Genomic DNA, 20,813 nt, shown 5'->3' with positions numbered 1-20,813 from the left:
CTAAATGAAAAAGTGGTTATTCGTGATTAGCGATTCATCTGAAACAGCGACATGCCCTGCATATCGCTGAAGGTTTTATAAGATGCCTGCAGCGCCGCCTGCTGCATAAAATAAGAAGAGATAGATTCCGCCAGGTCAGCATCGGTCAGGGCGCTCATCTGCAGCTGGTTGGTCATATCACGCTCTTTGCCGATGCTATCGAGCTGATCCATCTCCTGTAGCTGATTGCCCAGCTCAGCGCGCACGCTTAATACCTTGTTGTAGGAGTTATCGAGGCCGCGGTTGGCCTTCGCCAGCGCATCGTTCACCTGCTGTTTGGTGGCGTCATCGGCCCCCTGCAGCGGCGTTTTCAACGCCTCCAGCGCAATATCGATACTGGCGAACACATCGGCGACCGGCGCACTGCCGTCCGGCTCCGGCTTCGGATTGCTGGTCAGCGCCATAAATACTGAATTACCGGTATGGCCGATGGTCATCGTACGGTTGGCGTCAACCTTCTGTTCCACGGTTTTATTGCCGCCCTGATAGCTAATCTTGCCGTTAGTATCGACAAACGGCGGCTTATCATTCTCATAGCCGCCAAACAGGTAGCGTCCGTTGCCATCGGTACTGTTGGCCTGGTTGAGCAGTTGATCCTTCAGCCCCTGTAGCTGGGTCGCCAGCGAATCGCGGTCGTTATCGCTCTCGGTGCCGCCGGCGTTAACGATCAGCGCCTTGATATCAGATATCGTCGAGGTGGCTCCGGAAAGCACGGTCTCTTCCATTGATACGCTCTGGCGGGCGAATGTGCGCGCCAGAGTGTACTGATTGTTCTCGGCCTGCGATTGCGACAGCATCACCGCCCGCGATGCCGCCAGCGGATCGTCGGAGGGATTAATCACCTTCTTGCCGGTTGAAAGCTGCTCGGCGGCCTTCATAAACAGCGACTGATTGCCGGTGATGCCGGTCATGTTCTGTTGGTACATCATGCTGGTGCTCATGCGCATGCTGTCAGTTCCTCAATACAATCAACGAATATTCAGCAGCGCGTCGAACAGCGAGCTGGCGGTCTGGATCACCTGGGCGTTCGCCATGTAGTACTGCTGGAAACGCAGGAGCTCGCCATACTCTTCGTCGAGGTTTACCCCGGAGAGCGACTGCTGTTGACGGGCCAGTTGGGTGACGATACTGGACTGCGATTCGCTGCTCACCTTCGCGGCGGCGGTCTGGTTGCCCACGCCGCTGACGATCCCGGCGTAGGCGCCGCTGAGCGTCGCTTTGCCATCCACCAGGTTTTTGGTCTGCAGGTCGAGCAGTTTTTTAGCGTTATCGTTATCGCCGCGGCCGCTGTCATCTTTACCGGCGGCGGCGATTTTCGCTGAATCGGTAATCGCCACTTTCAGGTTGCCCGCCACGTCGCTGACCGGCTTCACCGTAAAGCTATCTTTCTGCTGCGGGTTGCCATCAATGCTGACTTCGAGACCATCAAAGCTCAGCGTCGGGTTACCGTCTGCATCTTTACCGGCGGTGGCGTTGACTTTGACGTTGTCCGGCAGACGGCTGACCTGCCAGTTGGCGCCGTCATACTCCACGCGGTAGTCGTTGGCTTTTACCTTGCTGGTATCGGTATAGGAGACCGACAGCGAGGCATCGCCGGTATTGCGCGTGTTATCAACCACCCGCGCGCCGCTGAAGCTGAAGAAATCGCCCCCCTGCTCACCGTTGAGATCGAAGCCCTCGCGGTGCTGCTGGTTAAAGCTATCGGCCATCGCCAGCGCCAGTTGCCCGAGCTGATTGCGCACGCCGTCCAGCGTCTCGCTGCGAAAACGCAGCACGCCGCTCAGGCTGCCGCTGGTGATCTGCCCTTCCGGCACTTCGCTGGCGCCGCTGCCGCGGTTATAGCCGAGAGTCAGGCGCGAAGGGTCGCTGCTGGAAGGGATCGCTTCCACCTGATAGCTGTTGTTGCCCTGCACCAGGGTCAGGCCGTTGGCGAAGGAGACGGTATAAGCGTCGCCGTCCTGCTGGGTTACCTGAACGCCCACCAGTTGGTTGAGTTCGCTAACCAGCTGATCGCGCTGATCGAGCAGCGCGTTCGGTTCGCCGCTGGCGCTGCCGCGCAGGCGGGTAATCTCATCGTTAAGACGGGCAATCTGCTGGCTATAGCTGTTAATCTGCTGGGCGGTGTCGTTAATTTGCTGATTAACGCCGCTGTCCATGTCGCGCAGATATTTATCGGTATTATTAAACTGGTTGACCAGGCCGTTAGCCTTACCCAGCACCGTCTGGCGCGCCGCGTCGTCGCCGGCGTTGCTCACCAGGTTCTGCAAATTGGTGAAAAAATCCTGCAGGCTCCCCGACAGGGTATTAGTTTTGCTGGCCAGCAGATTATCGATCTGCGAAATCTTTTCGTAGTAGGCGTTCTGCGAACCGGCCGCGCTCTGCGCGCCGCGCAGCTGATTAGTGATGAACTGGTTATATTCGCGGTTGACGCTGGTCACGGTCACGCCGTTACCGATAAAACCGTTCATAGTGGCCAGGCCGCCGTTTTGGGCCAGAATCGCCGTCTGCCGGTTATAACCCGCCACGTTGTAGTTAGAGATATTGTTGCTGACGGTACTGAGCGCCACCTGCGCCGCATTCAGTCCGCTCATCGCCGTATTGATTAAGCTATTGGACATCAGGGTTCCTTATGCTGCCAAGTCAATTCGCTCAGCTTGCCCTTGTTATCGGTCAGAGAAGTAAAAACTTGAGTAAATCTGCCTGCAAAATTCCGCAGCCGCTTTTATGCCGGATGGCGCTACCGCTTACCGGGCTACAGCACTGTGCGATGTGGTAGCCCGGACAAGGCGCAATGCGCCGCCTCCGGGAAAACATATCGCAGCAGAATTAACCGGGAGCGCGAGCCGGGAGAAGGCGCGACCTTCGAACCTAGAACAGATCGTTAATATCCGCGGCATAGGCTTTCACCGCCTGCGCCCCGGCGTGCTTCATCTGCTGAATCACGCTGACCAGCTTGCTGGCGTACTGCGGGTCGGTGGCGTAGCCCGCGCGCTGCAGCTCGTGCGCCGCCTGCTCCGGAGTGGACGCTTCGGCAACCGAGGCATAACGCGGGTTGTTGGTCAGCAGCTTGACGTAATCAGCGATCGCCGAGAAATACGAATCGTAGACGCGGAATTTGGCCTTCACCTTCTTCGCCACCCCCTGTTCAAATTCGGTGGTGGTGATCTCGGTAACCGGCCCCTTCCAGTTGCCCCCGGCCTTAATACCAAACAGGTTGTAGCTCGGGGTACCGTCAGCGGTCGGGATTTCGCGCTGCCCCCAGCCGGATTCCAGCGCCGCCTGGGCGACTATCAGCTGATGCGGGATCCCGCTGCGCTCACTGGCGGCACGCGCCGGCATTGACAGACGGGCAACGAAGTTGCCGTTGTTGAGCGATAGCGGCGCGGCGGCTGGCGGCGCTTTCGGCAGCGCCCGGCGGATCATCTGCTCCAGCGCCTGATTCGGCAGCGTCTGCAGCACCTCATTATCCAGCGCCATCGGCGCGGTGCCCGCCGTTTCGCTGGGGACCGCGTTGGCATTGCTCATCTGCTTGACCATCATGTCGGCCAGCCCTAATCCCTTTTGCGACATCTGCTGGGCAATCTGCTGATCGTACATCGAGGTATAGAGCCGGGTCTGGTCGCTGCTGAGTACGCCATCCTGCGGTAGCGCGGCGCGCATGCTCTTTAGCATCATCTGTACAAACATGCCTTCGACCTGCTGCGCCACCTGCTTGAGGTTGCCCTGCGGATCGGCGGCGGCATCGCGCTTCAGGCCGTTCAGCGCCTGGGCGTCATAGGCGGCGCCCGACATCGCCATAACATCGCTGGCCATTAGATAATTTCCAGTTTGGCGCGCAGGCAGCCGGCGCTTTGCATGGCTTGCAGAATCGACATCAGGTCGATTGGCGTCGCCCCCAGCGCGTTCAGCGCGCGCACCACGTTGTTGAGGTTGGCGCTGGCGTTGATTTTCTGCAGCGAACCGCCCTGCTGCTGCATTGAAATCTGGGTATTCGGCGTGACCACCGTCTGGCCGCCGCCGAACGGCGTCGTCGGCTGGCTGACGCTGGTTTGTCGGTCGACCACCACCGACAGGTTACCCTGAGCCACCGCGCAGGAATCAAGAATCACCTCGCGATTCATCACCACCGAACCGGTACGCGAGTTGATAATCACTTTGGCATCCATGGCGCCAACGTTAACGTTGATATTCTGGATCTCGGCGAGGAATCGCACCTGCGAGCTATTGCCCTGCGGCACCAGTACCTGAATGGTACGCGCATCGAGCGGCGATGCGGTGCCGCCGCCGCGCTGGCGGTTAATCGCATCGCTAATCTGCTGCGCGAGGGTGAAATCTTCATCATTGAGCTGCAGGTTGAGCACCCCGCCGCTGCCGAAAGTAGTCGGCAGTTCGCGCTCGATGGTGGCGCCGTTGCTGATGCGTCCGCCAGCCAACTGATTGACCTGTACGCTGCTGCCGCCCGCCGCCGCGCCGGCGCCGCCCACCAGCACGTTGCCCTGGGCCAGCGCATAAACCTGGTTATCCACCCCTTTGAGCGGCGTCATCAGCAAGGTCCCGCCGCGCAGGCTTTTAGCGTTGCCCATTGATGAGACCACCACATCGATATTCTGCCCCGCGCGCGCGAAGGGCGGCAGCTTCGCCGTGACCATCACCGCGGCGACGTTTTTTAGCTGCATGTTGGTGCCGGGCGGCACGGTAATGCCGAGCTGCGATAGCATGTTGCTCAGGCTTTGGGTGGTAAACGGCGTTTGCATGGTCTGGTCGCCGGAGCCGTCGAGCCCCACCACCAGGCCGTAGCCGATTAAGGCGTTATCGCGCACGCCCTGTACCGTCACCAGATCGCGAATACGCTCCGCCGTCGCCGGTAAGCTGGCCGCGCCGATTAATAGCGCAATGATGAGTTTTTTAACCATGTGAATCTCTTTTCAGTAACACCGCAAATGGCCCGCCCATTAGTACGGGGAGACGTTGAGGAAGAACCGCTGCAGCCAGCCCATCGTCTGCGCTTCATTGATGTAGCCGTTGCCGACATACTCGATGCGCGCGTCCGCCACCTGCGTTGAGGTGACCGAGTTGCTACCGCTGATGGTGCGCGGGTTAACCACCCCGGAGAAGCGAATGAATTCGGTGCCCTGGTTAATGGCGATCTGTTTTTCCCCCACCACGTGCAGGTTGCCGTTGCTCAGTACCTGATTAACGGTGACGGTAATGGTGCCGTTGAAGGTGTTATTGGCATTCGCCCCACCTTTGCCGCCGAAACTGTTATCGCCGGAAATATCCATATCGGCGCGGGCGTTGCCCAGCAGGCCGTCTAAGTAGCGCGGCGCGGTGGCGACGCCAAACTTGCTGGAACCGTTACGGCTGGCATTGGCGGAAGAACTTTTGCTGGCGCTGACGTTTTCCTGCAGCACGATGGTTAGCGTGTCGCCAACGTTGCGCGGGCGGCGGTCTTCAAACAGCGGCTGATAGCCGTAGTTCATCGGCTGCGCGGCCTGAAAAATAGAGCCGTTCGGTACCGGCGCGGTCGGCGGCGCGGGCTGCGCCGAGGTCGAGCCATCGACCAACGGTTTATGCGGAATGTACGCGCAGCCGCTCAGCGTCAGCATCACCATGCCCGCCAGCAAGCGTTGTCCCTGGCGCGGCAGGGTGGCCATCGAATGTGTGGTTACCACGGGGTATCGCCTTTGTTACACCAAAAAAGCGACGGGCGCGGCAGGCGACGCCCGTCATCAAAGATTACAGCTGGGTCAGCTTCTGCAGCATCTGATCCGACGTCGAAACCGCTTTGCTGTTGATTTCATAGGCGCGCTGGGTCTGGATCATGTTGACCAACTCTTCCGCCACGTTGACGTTAGAGGTCTCGACATAACCCTGGTAGAGCATGCCGGCGCCGTTCAGGCCCGGCGTGCTCTCATTCGGCGCGCCGGAGCTCTCCGTTTCCTGGTACAGGTTCTCGCCCACGCTTTCGAGGCCGCTGTCGTTAATAAAGGTGGTTAACGTCAGTTGCCCGACCTGCTGGGCGGCGGTCTGACCTTGCTGGGTGACGCTCACGATGCCATCGCGGGCGATGGTAATGGTCAACGCGTTGGCCGGAATAGTGATCGCCGGCTGCACCTGGAAACCGCTGGCGGTCACCAGTTGGCCGTTCTGATCGATCTGGAACGAGCCGTCGCGGGTGTAGGCCTGGCTGCCGTCCGGCAGCAGCACCTGGAAGAAGCCCTGGCCTTTAATCGCCACGTCTTTGCTGTTGTTGGTCTGCGACAGGTTACCCTGGCTATGCAGACGTTCGGTGGCGACCGGGCGCACGCCGGTACCGATCTGCAGGCCGGAAGGCAGCGTGGTCTGTTCGGAGGACTGCGCCCCCGGCTGACGCATGGTCTGATACAGCAGGTCTTCAAACACCGCGCGCTGGCGTTTAAAACCGTTGGTGCTGACGTTCGCCAGGTTGTTGGCGATCACGTCCATATTGGTCTGCTGCGCATCAAGACCGGTTTTCGCAATCCATAAAGAGGGAATCATTGGTTATTTCCTTTGGCCGCGGGCCGACTGGCTATCAGCTTACTGACAGCAGAGAATTCGCCCGCTGTTCGTTCTCATCCACGCTGTGGATGACCTTCATTTGCATTTCAAAGCGACGGGCGTTGGCGATCATATCGACCATGGTCTCCATCGGCTTGACGTTACTGCCCTCCAGCACGCCCGGCATGACCCGCACCTGCGGGTCGTTGGCCAACTGGTTGCCGCGGCGCTGCTGGGTTTCCGGGGTCAGGCGGAACAGGCCGTCATCGCCGCGCATCACTTCGCGCGCATCGGCTTTCACCAGCTTCAGGCGGCCAATCTGCGCGATGGTGTTCGGCGGATCGCCGGGATTCAGCGCCGAAATGGTGCCGTCGGCGGCGATAGTGATTTCCGCCGACGGCGGCACCTCAATCGGCCCGCCGTCGCCCTGCAGCGGCATCCCCTGCACCGTTAGTTGACCGTTGGCCGAAACCTGAATGCTACCGTTGCGGGTATAGGCTTCGCCGCCGCCCGGCAGGCTGAGCGCCAGAAAACCGTCCTGCTGCAGCGCCACGTCCAGCGGGCGCCCGGTGTAGTTCAGCGCCCCCTGGCTCATATCGGCGCCCGGCGTCGAGGCCGCCACCAGCGTGCGGGTGGCGAGGCTCGGCCCGTCTACCGGCACCGCGCGCAGCGCGGCGAGCTGGGCGCGAAAGCCCGGCGTCGAGGCGTTGGCGAGATTGTTGGCGGTAATCGACTGCTGCTCCAGCGTCTGGCGCGCGGCGCCCATCGCGGTATAAATCGCGTGATCCATAACTCAGTTCCGTTAGCGCAGGCTGACCAGCGTCTGCAGGATCGAATCCTGCGTCTTGATGGTCTGGGCGTTGGACTGATAGTTACGCTGGGCGACGATCATGTTCACCAGCTCCTGGCTCAGGTCGACGTTGGACGACTCCAGCGCGCCGCTGGTCAGCTTGCCAAAACCGCCGCCGCCGGAGAGTCCTACGCGTGGCTGGCCGGACGCGCCGGTCTCCTGCCAGACGTTATCGCCCTGCGACGCCAGCCCTTCCGGGTTGGAGAAGTTGGCCATCACAATCTGCCCCAGGACCTGGGTCTGCTGGTTGGAGTAGATACCGACGACGGTACCGTCATCGTTAATCTGGAAGTTGGTGTATTCGCCGGCGGCATAACCATCCTGCGCCACTTTACTCACCGAATCGCTACCGACGTTCTGCTGCATACTACCGGCGAAGCTGAGCGTGAAGTTCTGCGCCGGTGCGCCGTCTTTGGCGCTCATCGGAATGGTCATGCTGAACTCGCCCGCCTGACCGTTAACGCTCACCAGGTTGCCGCTGGTATTGAACTCCATGGTGCCCGCGCTGACCGCAGCCGCGCTGCCGTCCTGGGTATAGACCTGCCATTTGTTATCGTCGGTTTTCACGAAATAGGCGTTGATGTTGTGGGCGTTACCCAGCGAATCGTAGGCGGTGATGGTGTTGACGTAGTTGTAGCTGTCCTGCTTCGCCGGGTCGAAGGTCTTGTTCTCCGGCACTTTATGCGTCGACTTGAGGTTGGCGACCATTTCGCCGGAAGTCGATGCTTTGGCGTTCATCATCCCTTCGGGAATGCTCAGCGGTACCGGGTTGGCGCCCTGCTGAATGGTCGGCGGCGTGCCGGCGGCCGGATAGCCGGTCAGCTGCAGCCCCTGCATATTGGTCAAATTACGGTTTTCGTCCAGCTTAAACTGGCCGTTGCGGGTATAGAAAATACCGCCGTCTTTATCCTGCATGCGGAAGAAACCGTTGCCGTTAATCGCCACATCCAGCGCGCGGCTGGTGCCGGTAGTGGTGCCGCCTTTAAAGTTCTGGGTGATTCCGGAGACTTTAACCCCCAGTCCGACCTGCGAACCGGCGAACATATCGGCGAACGACACGCTGCCGGATTTGAAACCCGCGGTAGCGGAGTTAGCGATATTGTTGCCAATCACGTCGAGATTGGTGGCCGCCGCATTTAAGCCGCTGACTGCCTGAGAAAAGGCCATGTTACTCTCCAAATATTGAGGATATCGATAAAATCAGGTGCGAATTACAGGATCTGCCGCACTTCTTCGAGACTGGCGTTACCGGCAAGGCCGAGATCCAGCTTCGCGCCGTTGCTGTCGTTAATCACGCCGTTAACCATGCCGAAGTGCAGGCTGCGCGCCACCAGCTGCTCGCCGTTGCCCTTGGCGTTAATCGCCACTTTATAGGCGCCGTCCGGCGCGGCGGTACCATCATCCAGCGAGCCGTCCCAGGTAAAGGCGTGCACCCCGGCGGTGAGGCCGCCAATCTCAATGGTCCGCACCACCTGGCCGTTGGCGTTGGTAATGGTTGCCGTGACCTGATCGGCGGCGCGCTCCAGTTCGACGCCAAACGGCGTGGTGCTGACCTGGCCTTCTTTGCTGCCGACCAGAATGTTATTACCCGGTACCATCACGCCGTGGCCGATCAGCGCGCTGGCCTGCAGCGACTGGTTGCTGTTGATCTGCCCGGAGATCGCGCCAAGGGTGGTGTTGAGTTTTTCGATGCCCTGTACGGTATTAATCTGCGCCAGCTGCGAGGTCAGCTCGTTGTTCTGCATCGGGTTGGTCGGGTCTTGATTTTTCAACTGCGCCACCAGCAGCGTCAGGAAGCTGTTATGCAAATCCTGGCTGGTGCTGCTTTTGCTGGCGGAATCAAGAACCGCGTTATTGGTCGATTCATTGGTGGTTGCGGCGATAGCCATCGGGATCTCCGGTTACTGACCCAGCGTCAGGGTTTTCATCATCATCGACTTAGTGGTGTTGAGCACTTCGACGTTGGCCTGATAGCTGCGGGAGGCGGAGATGGTGTTAACCATTTCGCTCACCACATCGACATTCGGCATCCGCACGTAGCCCTTAGCATCGGCCAGCGGATTACCCGGTTGATAAACCATCCGCGCGGGCGCCGGATCGTCAACCACCTGTGAGACGCGCACGCCGCCGGTCTGCTGCCCCGGCGCCGCGGCCACTTCGAACACCACCTGCTTCGCGCGATAGGGTTCGCCATCCGGGCCGGTGACGCTATCGGCGTTGGCCATATTGCTGGCGCTGACGTTCATCCGCTGCGACTGGGCCGAGAGCGCCGAGCCGGAGATATCAAAAATATTGAGTAAAGACATTCGCCTTATCCTTGTTGCAGCACCGACATCATCCCTTTGATCTGACCGTTGAGCAGCGTCAGGTCGGTCTGATATTTCAGGCTGTTGTCAGCGAAGTTGGTGCGTTCGCGATCCATGTCCACGGTGTTGCCGTCCATCGACGGCTGGTCCGGCACCCGAAACAGCAGATCCAGCTCAGGCGGCTGCATGGTTTGCGCCGGAATATGACGCGCCGCCGTCAGGTTCAGCGCCATGCCGTTGCCGTTTACCCGCCCCTGTTGCAGGACTTTATTCAGTTGGCTGGCGAAATCGATATCCCGCGCCTGATAGCCCGGCGTGTCTGCGTTGGCGATATTGGCGGCCAGTATTTCCTGGCGCTGGGCGCGCAGGTTCAGCGCCTCCTGGCCAAAACGCAGAGCAGCGTCCAGTTTGTCGAGCATGCTCCCTCCGCAAGGTTAGAATTTGGAGCCGACAGCATAAACGCCCCCTGCGCCAACCTATCGCGGGAATAGGGGCAAAATGGAGTGCTATTTATCTGTTTAGTCCCTCAGGGCAGCCGTTACACTTAACCCCTTTCCGGGTGGCGTGAGGGGAACGCGATGAAAAGTAAAATCCTGCTGGTCGGCCTGCTGTGCAGCCTGAGCGCCCGCGCCGACACGCTGGCGACGCAAATCGAAAGCTTCATTAAAAGTAAATTCAACGATAATGCCGTGCAGGTGAAAGTGCTGGTGCGCACGCCGCCCGCCCAGTGGCCGCCGTGTGAATTACCGCAGCTGTCGCTGGCGCCCAATGCGCGAATCGGCGGCAATATCAGCGTCTCCGCCCGCTGCGGACAGGAGCGGCGGTTTATTCAGACCCAGGTACAGGTATTTGGCCGTTATCTGACGGCGGCGCGCGGTATTAGCGGCGGAACGCCGCTGACCCCGGCGGATGTGGTGCTAAAATCAGGCAGGCTCGATACCCTGCCGCCGCGTACGCTGACCGACAGCAAGAAAGCGCTGGGCGCGGTGACGCTGCGGAATATCAGCCCAGGGCAACCGCTGACGCTGTCGATGCTGCGTCGCGCTTGGGTGATCAAAGCCGGTCAGCCGGTGCAGGTCATGGCCGAGGGCGACGGCTTTAGCATCAGCGGTGCCGGTAAGGCGATGAATAACGCGGCGGCCGAAGATAGCGTGCGCGTGCGCATGGTTTCCGGCAAAATCGTCAGCGGTATCGCCGGGGAGGATGGATCCATCCGTATTACGTTATAAAAAAGTAAAGGTTTGCCAGCCCCTGCCGATAACCCCATTAGAAACCCATTTTGGAGATGGACCATGAGTATCGATCGCACCCAGCGGTTACAGCCGGTTTCCACGGTGCAGCCGCGTGAAACCACGGCCGACAACCCGCTTCAGCCGCGTAAGGCCGCCGTGGCGGAAACCGCCGTTAGCGCCACCAAAGTGAAACTGAGCGATGCGCAGGCGCGGCTGATGCAGCCAGGCACCCAGGATATTGATATGAACCGGGTTGAGGCCATCAAACAGGCGATTCGCAGCGGCGAACTGAAAATGGACGCGGGCAAAATCGCCGACGCCCTGCTGCAGGATGCGCACAACGATATCCAGCGCCTTGCCGGTATCAAAACAGATAAGGCCTGATGATGGACAGATTACGCACTCTGCTGGATAAACTGGCGGAAACCCTGCGGACGCTGGATGACGTGCTGGCGCAAGAGCAACAGTTGCTGTGTGCGGATGAGCTGCCCGGCGTGGCGCTGCAGCGCATCACCGATAGCAAGAGCCAGCTGCTGGCGACGGTGGCCTGGCTTGAGCAACAGCGGCCGGCGCTGGAAGCCAACCTTGCGCTACACGCGCCTTACCCCAAACATGAAAGCTTCGGCGAAAGCTGGCGGCAGATCCAGCAGTTAAGCCAGAGCCTGCGTGAAAAGAATCAGCATAACGGCCTGTTGCTCAATCAACAGATCGCCCATAACCAGCAGGCGCTGGCAATTCTTAGCCAGAATAATAAATCGCTGTACGGGCCGGATGGCCAGTCGCGCGCCGCGAGTCTGCTGGGCCGTAAAATCGGCGTCTGAACGCCTTTCTCTGTATTTTCCCCGCTGGTGACGATTACCCGTAGCGCCGTTTTTTGTCAGGTGGCGCTACGCTTACCTGACCTACGCCGGCATGTGATCTGTAGGCCCGCGCAAGCGTAGCGCCGCCGGGCAATAACCGCGGGTAACGAGCCATTTTCGCGCCGGATGGCGGCTACGCCTTATCCGGCCTACGGTCCGTGCTATTGTGAGCTTAAGATCTCTATCTTGTCCCCATGGCTACTGAAACTGCCGGTGTTGGTGGCCTCAAAATCGCTGAGACGTTCCCGGAAGGCCGGGGCAGCCCGCATGGATGCGGGCTGAGGGCCGTGTTTTGCAAGGACGCTGCCTCGGCCCGTCCCGAAGCCTGACGGGATAAGTCGAAGGTACCACGAAGTGGCGATTTTGGCGGCCAGAGCCCGGGGGTACAGGGGGCGGCGGCGATTGGCCGCCCCCTGTGCGCTCCCTGCGCCAGGAGAGACATAACGCGGAAGACATTTCGGGAGCGCAATGTGCTCTGTATTAATACAAAACTTTTCCCCGCAACTACTGATAATTAACGATAACCTGATTGGCAATCGCCCGCAGCGGCGGGTTTAACGGCCCGCGGGTCTGTACGGAATAGACAAAACGCAGCGGCCCTTCTGCCGCCTCGCCGGCCAACGCGTGGCTGGTGCCGCTGGCGCTGGTCAGCGGAATACAGCGATTCAGGCTACACAAATGCACCTGCAGCCCCGCCGGCTCCGCTGACAGCAGACGATAGCGCCAGCTAACGGTCTCGATGCGCGCATTGCCGCCAGGCAGCGTATTGGGCGGCAGCAGCGCGGCGGAAGAATCACTCATCCCGCCCTGTTCAAGAGTGACGCCGGGCCCTTCGGCAATCCATGAGCCCGACGCCGCGCCGGCGGCAACCGGCAATAAAAGGCACAATAAAGGAAGATAGCGCGTCATCAGGCCGCTCCAATGGTTGAGGACATGCGAATCTGGCGATCGTCGTTGATCTCCAGGTTGGAAAGCACCGCCATCTGCGGCAGACTACGACGCAGGAAACGCGCCAGCAGCGGGCGCAGCGCGTGGTTAACCAACAGCACCGGCGGCGCGCTAAGCATCTCCTGGCGCTGCAGCGCCTGCCGCGCCTGCTCCAGCAGGCGGTCGGCAAGGCCCGGTTCGAGACCGCCGCCTCCCTGCAGCGCCTGTAGCAGCAGTCGTTCCAGTTGGGTATCCAGACCGATAACCTGAATTTCGCCATTGCCGGGGAACCACTGCTGGGCAATCGCCCGCCCCAGCGCCACGCGCACGACGGTGGTCAGCTCGTAGGGATCGCTTTGCGTCGGCGCATGCTCCGCCAGCGTCTCGATAATGGTACGCATATCGCGGATCGATACCCGCTCGGCCAGCAGATTCTGCAACACCTTATGCAGCGTGGTCAGCGACACCACGCCCGGTACGAAATCTTCGGTCAGCTTCGGCATCTCCTGCGACACGCGATCGAGCAGTTGCTGCGTCTCCTGGCGGCCAAACAGCTCGCTGGCGAACTGGCCGATGAGATGGTTGAGATGGGTCGCCACCACCGTACTGGCCTCAACAACCGTATAGCCCTGGATTTGCGCCTGCTCGCGCAACGCGCTATCGATCCACACCGCCTCCAGACCGAAGGCCGGATCGATGGTTTTATCCCCCGCCAGCTCGCCGATGGCGTTGCCGGGGTTAATCGCCAGCCAGCGCCCCGGCTGCGCTTCGCCGCTGCCGATTTCCACTCCTTTCATCAGAATGCGGTAGCGGGCGGGCGCCAGTTCAAGGTTATCGCGAATATGTACCACCGGCGGCAGATAGCCCATCTCCTGGGCGAATTTCTTGCGGATCCCGCGGATACGCCCCAACAGCTCGCCATTTTGCTGAAAATCGACCATCGGGATCAGCCGGTAACCCACTTCCATGCCCAGCGGATCTTCCAACTGGACATCAGCCCAGCTGGCTTCCGCGGCCTGAGTATTCTCCTGCACGATGGGTTCGTCGGCGGCTTTCGGCGCCTGTTTTTCACGGCCGCGCAGCCACCAGGCCAGCCCGAGCAGCGCGGCGGTAAACAGCAGGAAAACCAGGTTCGGCATCCCCGGCACCAGCCCCAGCAGCCCAAGTACCGCGGCACACAGCAGCATGACCTTTGGGTTATTGAATAGCTGGCCGACCATCTGTTCGCCGACGTCCTGATCGGTCGCCACCCGGGTAACGATGACCCCGGCGGCGGTAGAGATCACCAGCGCCGGGATTTGCGCCACCAGCCCGTCGCCGATGGTCAGCAAGGTGTAGCTTTCCGCCGCCGCGCCCAGCTCCATACCGTGCTGCACCACGCCGACCAGCAGTCCGCCGACCACGTTAATCACCATAATCATTAGCCCGGCGATGGCATCACCGCGGACAAACTTGCTGGCGCCGTCCATCGAACCGTAGAAATCGGCTTCCTGCGTGACTTCAGCGCGACGTTTTTTCGCCTCGTCTTCGCCGATAAGCCCGGCGTTCATGTCGGCATCGATCGCCATTTGCTTACCCGGCATGCCGTCGAGCACGAAACGCGCCCCCACTTCGGCGATACGCCCGGCGCCTTTGGTGATAACCATGAAGTTGATCAACACGAGGATAATAAACACCACGATACCGATGGCGAAATTACCGCCGACCAGGAAGTGGCCGAAGGCCTCCACGACCCGTCCCGCGGCGGCGGCCCCGGTGTGCCCTTCCATCAAAATGATGCGCGTCGAGGCGACGTTGAGCGACAGGCGCAGCAGCGTCGAGAACAGTAGAATGGTTGGAAACGCGGCGAAGTCCAGCGTGCGCTGGGTAAACATCGCCACCAGCAGCACCATGATCGACAATGCGATATTGAAAGTAAAAAGCAGGTCGAGGATAAACGCCGGCAGCGGCAGCACCATCATCGACAAAATCAGCAGGATCAAGATTGGGCCTGCCAGCACCTGCCATTGCGTATCTTTAACATTCCCCGGCAAACGCAGCAGGGAGGCCAAATTAGCCATCAGAGTCACTCTCTTTTGCAAAATCCAGTGCTTCCGGCACCGGTAAACGTTGAGGTTTTTTCGGGATCAGGCCGCCCTCGCGCCGCCAGCGGCGCAGCTGATAAACCCAGGCCAGCACTTCGGCGACCGCGGCATAGAGGGTGGCGGGAATATGCTGGCCAATCTCGCTATGGCGATAGAGCGCGCGGGCCAGCGGCGGCGCTTCAAGCATCGGAATACGGTGTTGCGCTCCCAGTTCGCGAATGCGCAGCGCAATCTCCCCCGCCCCTTTAGCCAGCACCTTCGGCGCGCTCATTTTTTTATCGTTGTACTGCAACGCCACGGCATAGTGGGTCGGGTTAGTGACTATCACATCCGCTTTCGGCACATCGGCCATCATCCGCCGCTGGGCAATCGCCCGCTGCTGTTGACGGATCCGCCCTTTAACATGCGGGTCGCCTTCCTGATCTTTGAATTCGTCGCGGATATCCTGTTTGGTCATCTTCAGCTTTTTGAAGTGGCTCCACAGCTGATAAAAAACGTCAAACGCCACCATCGGCGTCAATCCGAGCACCACCAGAAATCCGCAATAGAGGATCATCTGCAGCGCATTGGCCAACGCGTCGAGCGGCTGTTGGGTCATCAGATGCAGCATCGCCGCCCAGTTGTGCCACAGGTACAGCCCGGTTACCCAACCGACCAGCGTGGCTTTGAGGATCCCTTTTAACAGCTCCGCCAGCACCTGGGTGGAGAACATACGTTTTAGGCCGGAAAGCGGATTCAGCCGTTTAAGATCGAATTTGAGCGACTTGGTGCTGAATAAAATGCCGCCAAGCAGCATCGGGGCGGCCAGCGCCACCAGCACCAGCCCGGCCATTACCGGCAGCAATGCCAGTACCGCCTGACGCAGCAGCATTCCCAGCTGGCGCAGCATTTGTTTGTCATTGCTGACCATTCCGTGGTCAAAGTGCAGGCCCTGCGTCAGCATCTCCGCCAGTTGGCGAGTGATATTGCTGCCGGACATCAGGATAATGGCGAGCCCGGCCACCAGCATCAGCACCGAGGTCAGCTCGCGCGATCGCGGGATCTGGCCCTCTTCACGCGCCTTCTCCAACCGGTGGGCGGTGGGGGCCTCGCTTTTTTCCAGATCGCTGTCTTCCGCCAAGCCTGCAGTTCCTGTGTCGGGAGGGTAAAGAATGGCGGTCAGCATGCCAAAAAATTGGCGAAGTCATTGGCGGAACAACGGCGAAAAAGAGGGGTTATTTCACGGATGAGGGAAAGGCGGCAGGGGCGCAGCAACTGCGCCCCGTCATATTCAGAAACCGAGACTATCGAGCAGATCGTCAACCTGCGCCTGGTTGGCGATAACGCCGACGCCGTTCTGATCAAGCTGCGGGCCGTTAAGCAGGCTGTCGTTGGCCCGTTTCTCTTTCACCGGCGGTTCCGGCATGTTTTCCATCAGCACCATCAGCAGCTGCTTTTCAATTTCCTGCACCACATCCATCATGCGCTTGATAACCTGACCGGTCAGGTCCTGGAAATCCTGCGCCATCATGATTTCCATCAGTTGGGCGTTGGTAAAGGATGTATGGCCCGGCACCTGATCCAGATACTCACGGGTGTCGGTCACCAGCGCGCGCGCGTCATCCAGTTCGATCGGATTGGCGAACCACTCATCCCAGCGCGATTTTAGCGCGCTGGCGCCGGACTCCAGTTCGGCCTGGCGCGGCTGCGCCGCCTCCACGCAGCTCAACGCCCGTTCCGCCGCCTGCGCCGTCATGGTGACAACGTAATCAAGGCGGTCGCGGGCATCCGGGATCGCCTCGGCCGCCTGGGCAATCGCCTGATCGAGCCCCAGCTCGCGCATGCTGTCGCGCAGCATGCGGGTGAGCTGGCCGATACGGGAGATTATCTCTCCCGCGGTCGCTGCATCGCTGGCAGGCATTGGAATCTCTCTCATCGCCCTCTCCTTACATGCCCAATTTTTCGAAAATCTTGTTGAGCTTTTCTTCCAGCGTCGCCGCCGTAAAAGGTTTCACCACATAACCGCTGGCGCCTGCCTGCGCGGCGGCAATAATATTTTCTTTTTTCGCTTCCGCCGTCACCATTAGTACCGGCATCGCCGCCAGCGCGGCATCGGCACGAATGGTCTGCAGCAGCTCCAGACCGTCGACGTTGGGCATGTTCCAGTCGGAGACCACGAAATCAAAGCTGCTGGCCCGCAGCTTATTTAGCGCGTCCGCGCCATCTTCCGCCTCTTCAACGTTGTTAAAGCCGAGCTCTTTAAGCAAATTTCTGATGATACGACGCATGGTGGAAAAGTCGTCGACGACCAGAAAACGGAGATTCTTATCTGCCATTACTACCCCTGAACAGTGTCATTTTTAACTCACTTCACACCACGCCGCCGGGACTCCTGGCGGCGTGAATTTAAATTCGCAGCGCCTGGCCGCCGGCTATCTGCGCCAGCATGCGTTGGCTCATGCGCTCCAGTTCAACCACTTCGCTGACCCCGCCGCTGGCGATGGCCTCGCGCGGCATGCCGAACACCACGCAGCTCGCTTCGCTCTGCGCCAGGGTATAGGCCCCGGCGCGATGCATCTCCAGCATCCCCTGCGCGCCGTCGTTGCCCATGCCGGTGAGGATCACCCCCACCGCATTGCGCCCGGCGTGGCGGGCCACCGAGCGAAACAGCACATCCACCGAGGGACGATGGCGATTCACCGCCGGGCCGTCGTGCAGCTTGACCTGATAGTTAGCGCCGCTACGCGCCAGCTCCAGATGGCGATCCCCAGGCGCGATATAGGCGTGTCCCGGCAGCACGCGTTCGCCCTCTTCCGCCTCTTTCACCGTGATTTGGCACAGCTTATTCAGCCGTTCGGCGAACGAGCGGGTAAATCCCGGCGGCATATGCTGGGTGATCAGCAGCGCCGGGCTGGTGGCCGGCAACGGTTGAAGCACCTGACGAATCGCTTCGGTGCCGCCGGTGGAAGCGCCAATGGCGATCAGCTTCTCGCTGCTCAGCAGCGGTCCGTGGCTTAAAATCGCCGGCGGCTGGCCATTGGCACGCTGCGGCAGCCGCGCCCGCGCGGCGGTGCGGATCTTTTCGCCTATCAGTTCGCTGTAGGCCAGCATGCCTTCGCGGATCCCGAGCTGCGGTTTGGTGACGAAATCCACCGCCCCCAGCTCCAGCGCGCGCAGGGTAATTTCCGAACCTTTACCGGTCAGCGACGAAACCATCACCACCGGCATCGGCCGCAGGCGCATCAGCTTTTCGAGGAAATCGAGGCCGTCCATGCGCGGCATTTCGACGTCCAGCGTCAGCACCTGTGGGTTAAATTTTTTGATCAGATCGCGTGCGACCAGCGGGTCCGGGGCCACCGCCACCATCTCCATATCGGCGTGGCCGCTGACGATCTCGGTCATCAGCTGGCGCATCAGGGCCGAATCATCAACACATAACACTCTGATTTTACTCATCACTTCTCCTTGGTCAGCCCATATACGGTCTGTCCACGCAGGTAGAAATCCCGGCTGATCTGGCTGAAATTCTCGGAGTGACCGGCAAACAGCAGCCCCCCCGGTTTAAGCAAGGGGACAAAGCGGCGCAGGATGCGCTCCTGCGTCGGTTTATCGAAATAGATCATCACGTTGCGGCAAAAAATCGCGTCGAACGGCCCCGGCAGCGCCCACTCTGGCGCCAGCAGATTCAGCGGCTGGAAGTTGACCCGCGCCGCCAGTTCCTGACGCACGCGCACCAGCCCCTGATGCGGCCCGGTGCCACGCAGAAAATAACGCTGCATCTGCCCGGCCGTCAGGGTACGCAGATCTTCATGGCGATAAATCCCCGCTTCGGCTTTCTCCAGCACCTGGGTATCAATGTCGCTGGCCCAGACCTGGCAACCGCTGGCGCGCTCCCCCAGCGCATCGCCGAGGGTGATGGCGATGGAGTAAGGTTCTTCGCCGGTCGAAGCGGCGGTACTCCACACGCTATAGCCGCCCGGACGCGAGCGCGCATGCTCCGCCAGAATCGGAAAGTGGTGCGCCTCGCGAAAAAAGGCCGTCAGGTTGGTGGTCAGCGCATTGATAAACGCCTGCCACTCGGCGCTGTGCGGGTCGCTTTCCAGCAGCGCCAGGTAGTCGCCGAAATCATGTATGCCCAGCAGCCGTAAGCGGCGCACCAGCCGGTTGTACACCATCTCGCGCTTATGCGCCGCCAGCACGATCCCGGCACGCTGATAGATAAGCTGGCTGATGCGGCGAAAATGCGCGTCGGAGAGCGGCAGACGCTGGGCCATCTGCGCCAGCGCCGAGCCGCTTTCGCGCGGCGCGGTTGATGTTGTCTGCTTCATGCCGGCTCACCGGCAAAAAACGAGCGGTTTATGCGGTTTGACAATCCAGGGTCTCCTTTACCGTGGATGAGGTTTCCGGCGCGACGAAGTTGTCATCCGCCAGACGGAATACCGCCACTGCATCGGCGAGGGTAATCGCCTGCTCTTCCAGCGCAGCGGCGGCGGAAGCGGATTCCACCACCAGGGCGGCGTTCTGTTGCGTCACCTGATCCATCTGGGTTACCGCCTGCGTAACCTGCTCAATGCCGCGGCTTTGCTCATCGGAGGCGGAGGCGATTTCGCCCATGATGTCGGTGACCCGGGTTACCGAGCGCACGATGTCCTGCATAGTGGCGCCGGAATTTTCCACCAGCACCGAGCCGTGTTTGACGCGGCTGACGGACTCGTCGATCAGCAGCTTAATTTCTTTTGCCGCCTGGGCGCTGCGGCTGGCCAGGTTGCGCACTTCTCCGGCCACCACCGCAAAGCCGCGCCCCTGCTCACCGGCGCGCGCCGCCTCCACCGCCGCGTTGAGCGCCAGAATATTGGTCTGGAAGGCGATGCCGTCGATGACGCTGGTAATCGCGCCGATTTTTTGCGAACTGTTGGCGATGTCGTGCATCGTGGTGACCACATCATCCGCCAGCTCGCCGCCTTTGGCGGCGGTTGAAGAAGCATCACGCGCCAGCTGCGATGCCTGGCGGGCGTTATCGGCATTCTGTTTTACCGTCGCCGTTAGCTGCTCCATACTGGCGGCGGTTTCTTCCAGCGAAGCCGCCTGCTGTTCGGTGCGCGAGGAGAGATCGTTGTTACCTTCTGAAATCTCCTGCAGGCCGATAAGAATCGACTCCGCACCGTCGCGCACCGCGCCGACGGTACCAATCAGCGACTGTTGCATGCGCTGCAGGCTGGCAAATAGCTGGCTGATTTCGTTGCGCCCATAGACCGCAATCGGTGCGGAAAGATCGCCGCTGGCGATACGTTCAAAGTGGCCGCGAATAATATTCAGCGGCTGCACCAGCATGGTTCGCAGCCACCACATCGCGCTGAGGGTGACCACCAAGAGCATCAGCACCGCCCCGGCAACCAACCAGATTGACCAGCCATAGGCCCGCTGGCTGGAGGCGCTGGCTTCATCGGTCGTCGCCTTCGCCAGCTGCAGATATTGCACAAAGTCGGCCTCGAAGCGGTCCTGTATTTTCTGCGTCGGCTGGTCCATAAAGGCCTGCAGGTTGCGATTTTCGAGGAACACGATCAGCTCGCGCAGCGCGCCGCGCAGTTTTTCGTAGCTGTCGCGCGTGGCATCGGCCAACTGCTGCTCCTGCTCATCCGCGCGAGGCGTGTCGAGGAACTGGTTAAAGTAGAGATCGGCTTTTTGCAGCGAGCTGCGGGCGCCGCCCATCAGCGCATCCACCTGCTCCTGCGGCACCTTCAGCGCCGCGCGGGTACCGGCGCGGTTAAGGGTATTTCGCGCCTGCAGCAGCGATACCCAGCTCAGGCTAAGCGCATCGCGCTGCTGGCTACTGACGGTAATACGTTCAAGATTGTGGTTGTCGGCGCGCAGCGCGACGTAAGAGAGCCCGGTGCTGATCAATTGCATGATGCAAAAGGAGATCAGCAGCAGGAAAAGACTGGTAGAGATACGGATTCGGTTAAACATAGCAATCTCCTTGGTAGCCGGTCTTGGCCGGCTTACAACGCAAGAGAGGC

General features: G+C 60.3%; 22 protein-coding genes. 3 read left to right on the top strand and 19 right to left on the bottom strand.

Translation table 11 applies throughout. From position 1 onward, the window contains the following. Nucleotides 1–26 precede the first annotated feature (26 nt). The 11 genes from flgL to flgB all read right to left on the bottom strand — a co-directional run bounded on the left by flgL (nt 27) and on the right by flgB (nt 10,133). Complete coding sequence (gene flgL / locus PGS10_RS05360; RefSeq protein WP_015704938.1) at nt 27–986, bottom strand: flagellar hook-associated protein FlgL; 960 nt, start codon at nt 984–986, stop codon at nt 27–29. A 21-nt stretch (nt 987–1,007) separates the two neighbouring features. Further along, a complete protein-coding gene (gene flgK, locus PGS10_RS05355) occupies nt 1,008–2,657 on the bottom strand; it encodes a flagellar hook-associated protein FlgK (RefSeq protein WP_015704937.1) in 1,650 nt (549 codons plus the stop codon). A 250-nt stretch (nt 2,658–2,907) separates the two neighbouring features. Continuing rightward, nucleotides 2,908–3,852 carry a flagellar assembly peptidoglycan hydrolase FlgJ gene (gene flgJ / locus PGS10_RS05350; RefSeq protein ID WP_045397847.1) on the bottom strand — a complete coding sequence of 315 codons (945 nt, stop codon included), beginning with the start codon at nt 3,850–3,852 and terminating at the stop codon, nt 2,908–2,910. Continuing rightward, nucleotides 3,852–4,952, bottom strand: a complete 1,101-nt coding sequence (locus PGS10_RS05345; RefSeq protein ID WP_015367323.1) for a flagellar basal body P-ring protein FlgI — start codon at nt 4,950–4,952, stop codon at nt 3,852–3,854. The genes flgJ and PGS10_RS05345 overlap by 1 nt, the downstream gene beginning before the upstream one ends. Nucleotides 4,953–4,991: 39 nt before the next feature. Beyond that, complete coding sequence (gene flgH / locus PGS10_RS05340; RefSeq protein ID WP_015367324.1) at nt 4,992–5,693, bottom strand: flagellar basal body L-ring protein FlgH; 702 nt, start codon at nt 5,691–5,693, stop codon at nt 4,992–4,994. Between the two features lie 82 nt (nt 5,694–5,775). Then, nucleotides 5,776–6,558, bottom strand: a complete 783-nt coding sequence (gene flgG / locus PGS10_RS05335; RefSeq protein ID WP_015367325.1) for a flagellar basal-body rod protein FlgG — start codon at nt 6,556–6,558, stop codon at nt 5,776–5,778. Nucleotides 6,559–6,592: 34 nt separating this feature from the next. Further along, entirely contained in the window at nt 6,593–7,348 is a 756-nt protein-coding gene (locus tag PGS10_RS05330) for a flagellar basal body rod protein FlgF (protein ID WP_047043683.1), read from the bottom strand. Between the two features lie 12 nt (nt 7,349–7,360). Then, the gene (gene flgE, locus PGS10_RS05325) at nt 7,361–8,575 is read right to left on the bottom strand and encodes a flagellar hook protein FlgE (protein ID WP_015367327.1); all 1,215 of its coding nucleotides are present in this window, start codon (nt 8,573–8,575) and stop codon (nt 7,361–7,363) included. A gap of 44 nt (nt 8,576–8,619) precedes the next feature. Beyond that, nucleotides 8,620–9,297: a flagellar hook assembly protein FlgD gene (flgD, locus tag PGS10_RS05320; protein WP_015367328.1), complete on the bottom strand. Its 678-nt coding sequence runs from the start codon at nt 9,295–9,297 to the stop codon at nt 8,620–8,622. A gap of 12 nt (nt 9,298–9,309) precedes the next feature. Next, the gene (gene flgC, locus PGS10_RS05315) at nt 9,310–9,714 is read right to left on the bottom strand and encodes a flagellar basal body rod protein FlgC (RefSeq protein ID WP_015367329.1); all 405 of its coding nucleotides are present in this window, start codon (nt 9,712–9,714) and stop codon (nt 9,310–9,312) included. Between the two features lie 5 nt (nt 9,715–9,719). Beyond that, nucleotides 9,720–10,133 (bottom strand): flagellar basal body rod protein FlgB, encoded by a 414-nt coding sequence (flgB, locus tag PGS10_RS05310; protein ID WP_015367330.1) that lies wholly within the window; start codon nt 10,131–10,133, stop codon nt 9,720–9,722. Nucleotides 10,134–10,292: 159 nt separating this feature from the next. Between flgB and flgA the strand changes: the two genes are divergently transcribed. From flgA to PGS10_RS05295, 3 genes are all read left to right on the top strand, one after another. Next, on the top strand, nt 10,293–10,943 hold the full coding sequence (flgA, locus tag PGS10_RS05305) for a flagellar basal body P-ring formation chaperone FlgA (protein WP_045412147.1): 651 nt from the start codon (nt 10,293–10,295) through the stop codon (nt 10,941–10,943). Nucleotides 10,944–11,006: 63 nt separating this feature from the next. Then, entirely contained in the window at nt 11,007–11,330 is a 324-nt protein-coding gene (flgM, locus tag PGS10_RS05300) for a flagellar biosynthesis anti-sigma factor FlgM (protein WP_047077841.1), read from the top strand. 2 nt (nt 11,331–11,332) lie between these two features. Then, on the top strand, nt 11,333–11,767 hold the full coding sequence (locus tag PGS10_RS05295; protein ID WP_213797540.1) for a flagella synthesis protein FlgN: 435 nt from the start codon (nt 11,333–11,335) through the stop codon (nt 11,765–11,767). 543 nt (nt 11,768–12,310) lie between these two features. Here the strand turns inward: PGS10_RS05295 and PGS10_RS05290 are convergent. From PGS10_RS05290 to PGS10_RS05255, 8 genes are all read right to left on the bottom strand, one after another. Further along, entirely contained in the window at nt 12,311–12,715 is a 405-nt protein-coding gene (locus PGS10_RS05290; protein WP_047065474.1) for a flagellar protein FlhE, read from the bottom strand. Beyond that, on the bottom strand, nt 12,715–14,793 hold the full coding sequence (flhA, locus tag PGS10_RS05285) for a flagellar biosynthesis protein FlhA (RefSeq protein ID WP_316422527.1): 2,079 nt from the start codon (nt 14,791–14,793) through the stop codon (nt 12,715–12,717). The genes PGS10_RS05290 and flhA overlap by 1 nt, the downstream gene beginning before the upstream one ends. After that, entirely contained in the window at nt 14,786–15,937 is a 1,152-nt protein-coding gene (gene flhB, locus PGS10_RS05280; RefSeq protein ID WP_015367336.1) for a flagellar biosynthesis protein FlhB, read from the bottom strand. Before flhB ends, flhA begins: the two co-directional genes overlap by 8 nt. Nucleotides 15,938–16,087: 150 nt before the next feature. Next, nucleotides 16,088–16,732, bottom strand: a complete 645-nt coding sequence (gene cheZ, locus PGS10_RS05275) for a protein phosphatase CheZ (protein ID WP_015367337.1) — start codon at nt 16,730–16,732, stop codon at nt 16,088–16,090. Nucleotides 16,733–16,742: 10 nt separating this feature from the next. Then, nucleotides 16,743–17,132 (bottom strand): chemotaxis response regulator CheY, encoded by a 390-nt coding sequence (cheY, locus tag PGS10_RS05270; RefSeq protein ID WP_015367338.1) that lies wholly within the window; start codon nt 17,130–17,132, stop codon nt 16,743–16,745. A 70-nt stretch (nt 17,133–17,202) separates the two neighbouring features. Then, the gene (locus PGS10_RS05265; RefSeq protein WP_316422526.1) at nt 17,203–18,252 is read right to left on the bottom strand and encodes a protein-glutamate methylesterase/protein-glutamine glutaminase; all 1,050 of its coding nucleotides are present in this window, start codon (nt 18,250–18,252) and stop codon (nt 17,203–17,205) included. Further along, nucleotides 18,252–19,124, bottom strand: a complete 873-nt coding sequence (cheR, locus tag PGS10_RS05260) for a protein-glutamate O-methyltransferase CheR (protein ID WP_047043697.1) — start codon at nt 19,122–19,124, stop codon at nt 18,252–18,254. The genes PGS10_RS05265 and cheR overlap by 1 nt, the downstream gene beginning before the upstream one ends. Nucleotides 19,125–19,152: 28 nt before the next feature. Then, entirely contained in the window at nt 19,153–20,763 is a 1,611-nt protein-coding gene (locus tag PGS10_RS05255) for a methyl-accepting chemotaxis protein (RefSeq protein ID WP_047043699.1), read from the bottom strand. Between the last annotated feature and the right edge of the window lie 50 nt (nt 20,764–20,813).

It is taken from the genome of Klebsiella sp. 141153, assembly GCF_032601995.1.
Lineage (GTDB): Bacteria > Pseudomonadota > Gammaproteobacteria > Enterobacterales > Enterobacteriaceae > Klebsiella > Klebsiella aerogenes.
This window is presented reverse-complemented; position numbering and strand designations above follow the sequence as displayed.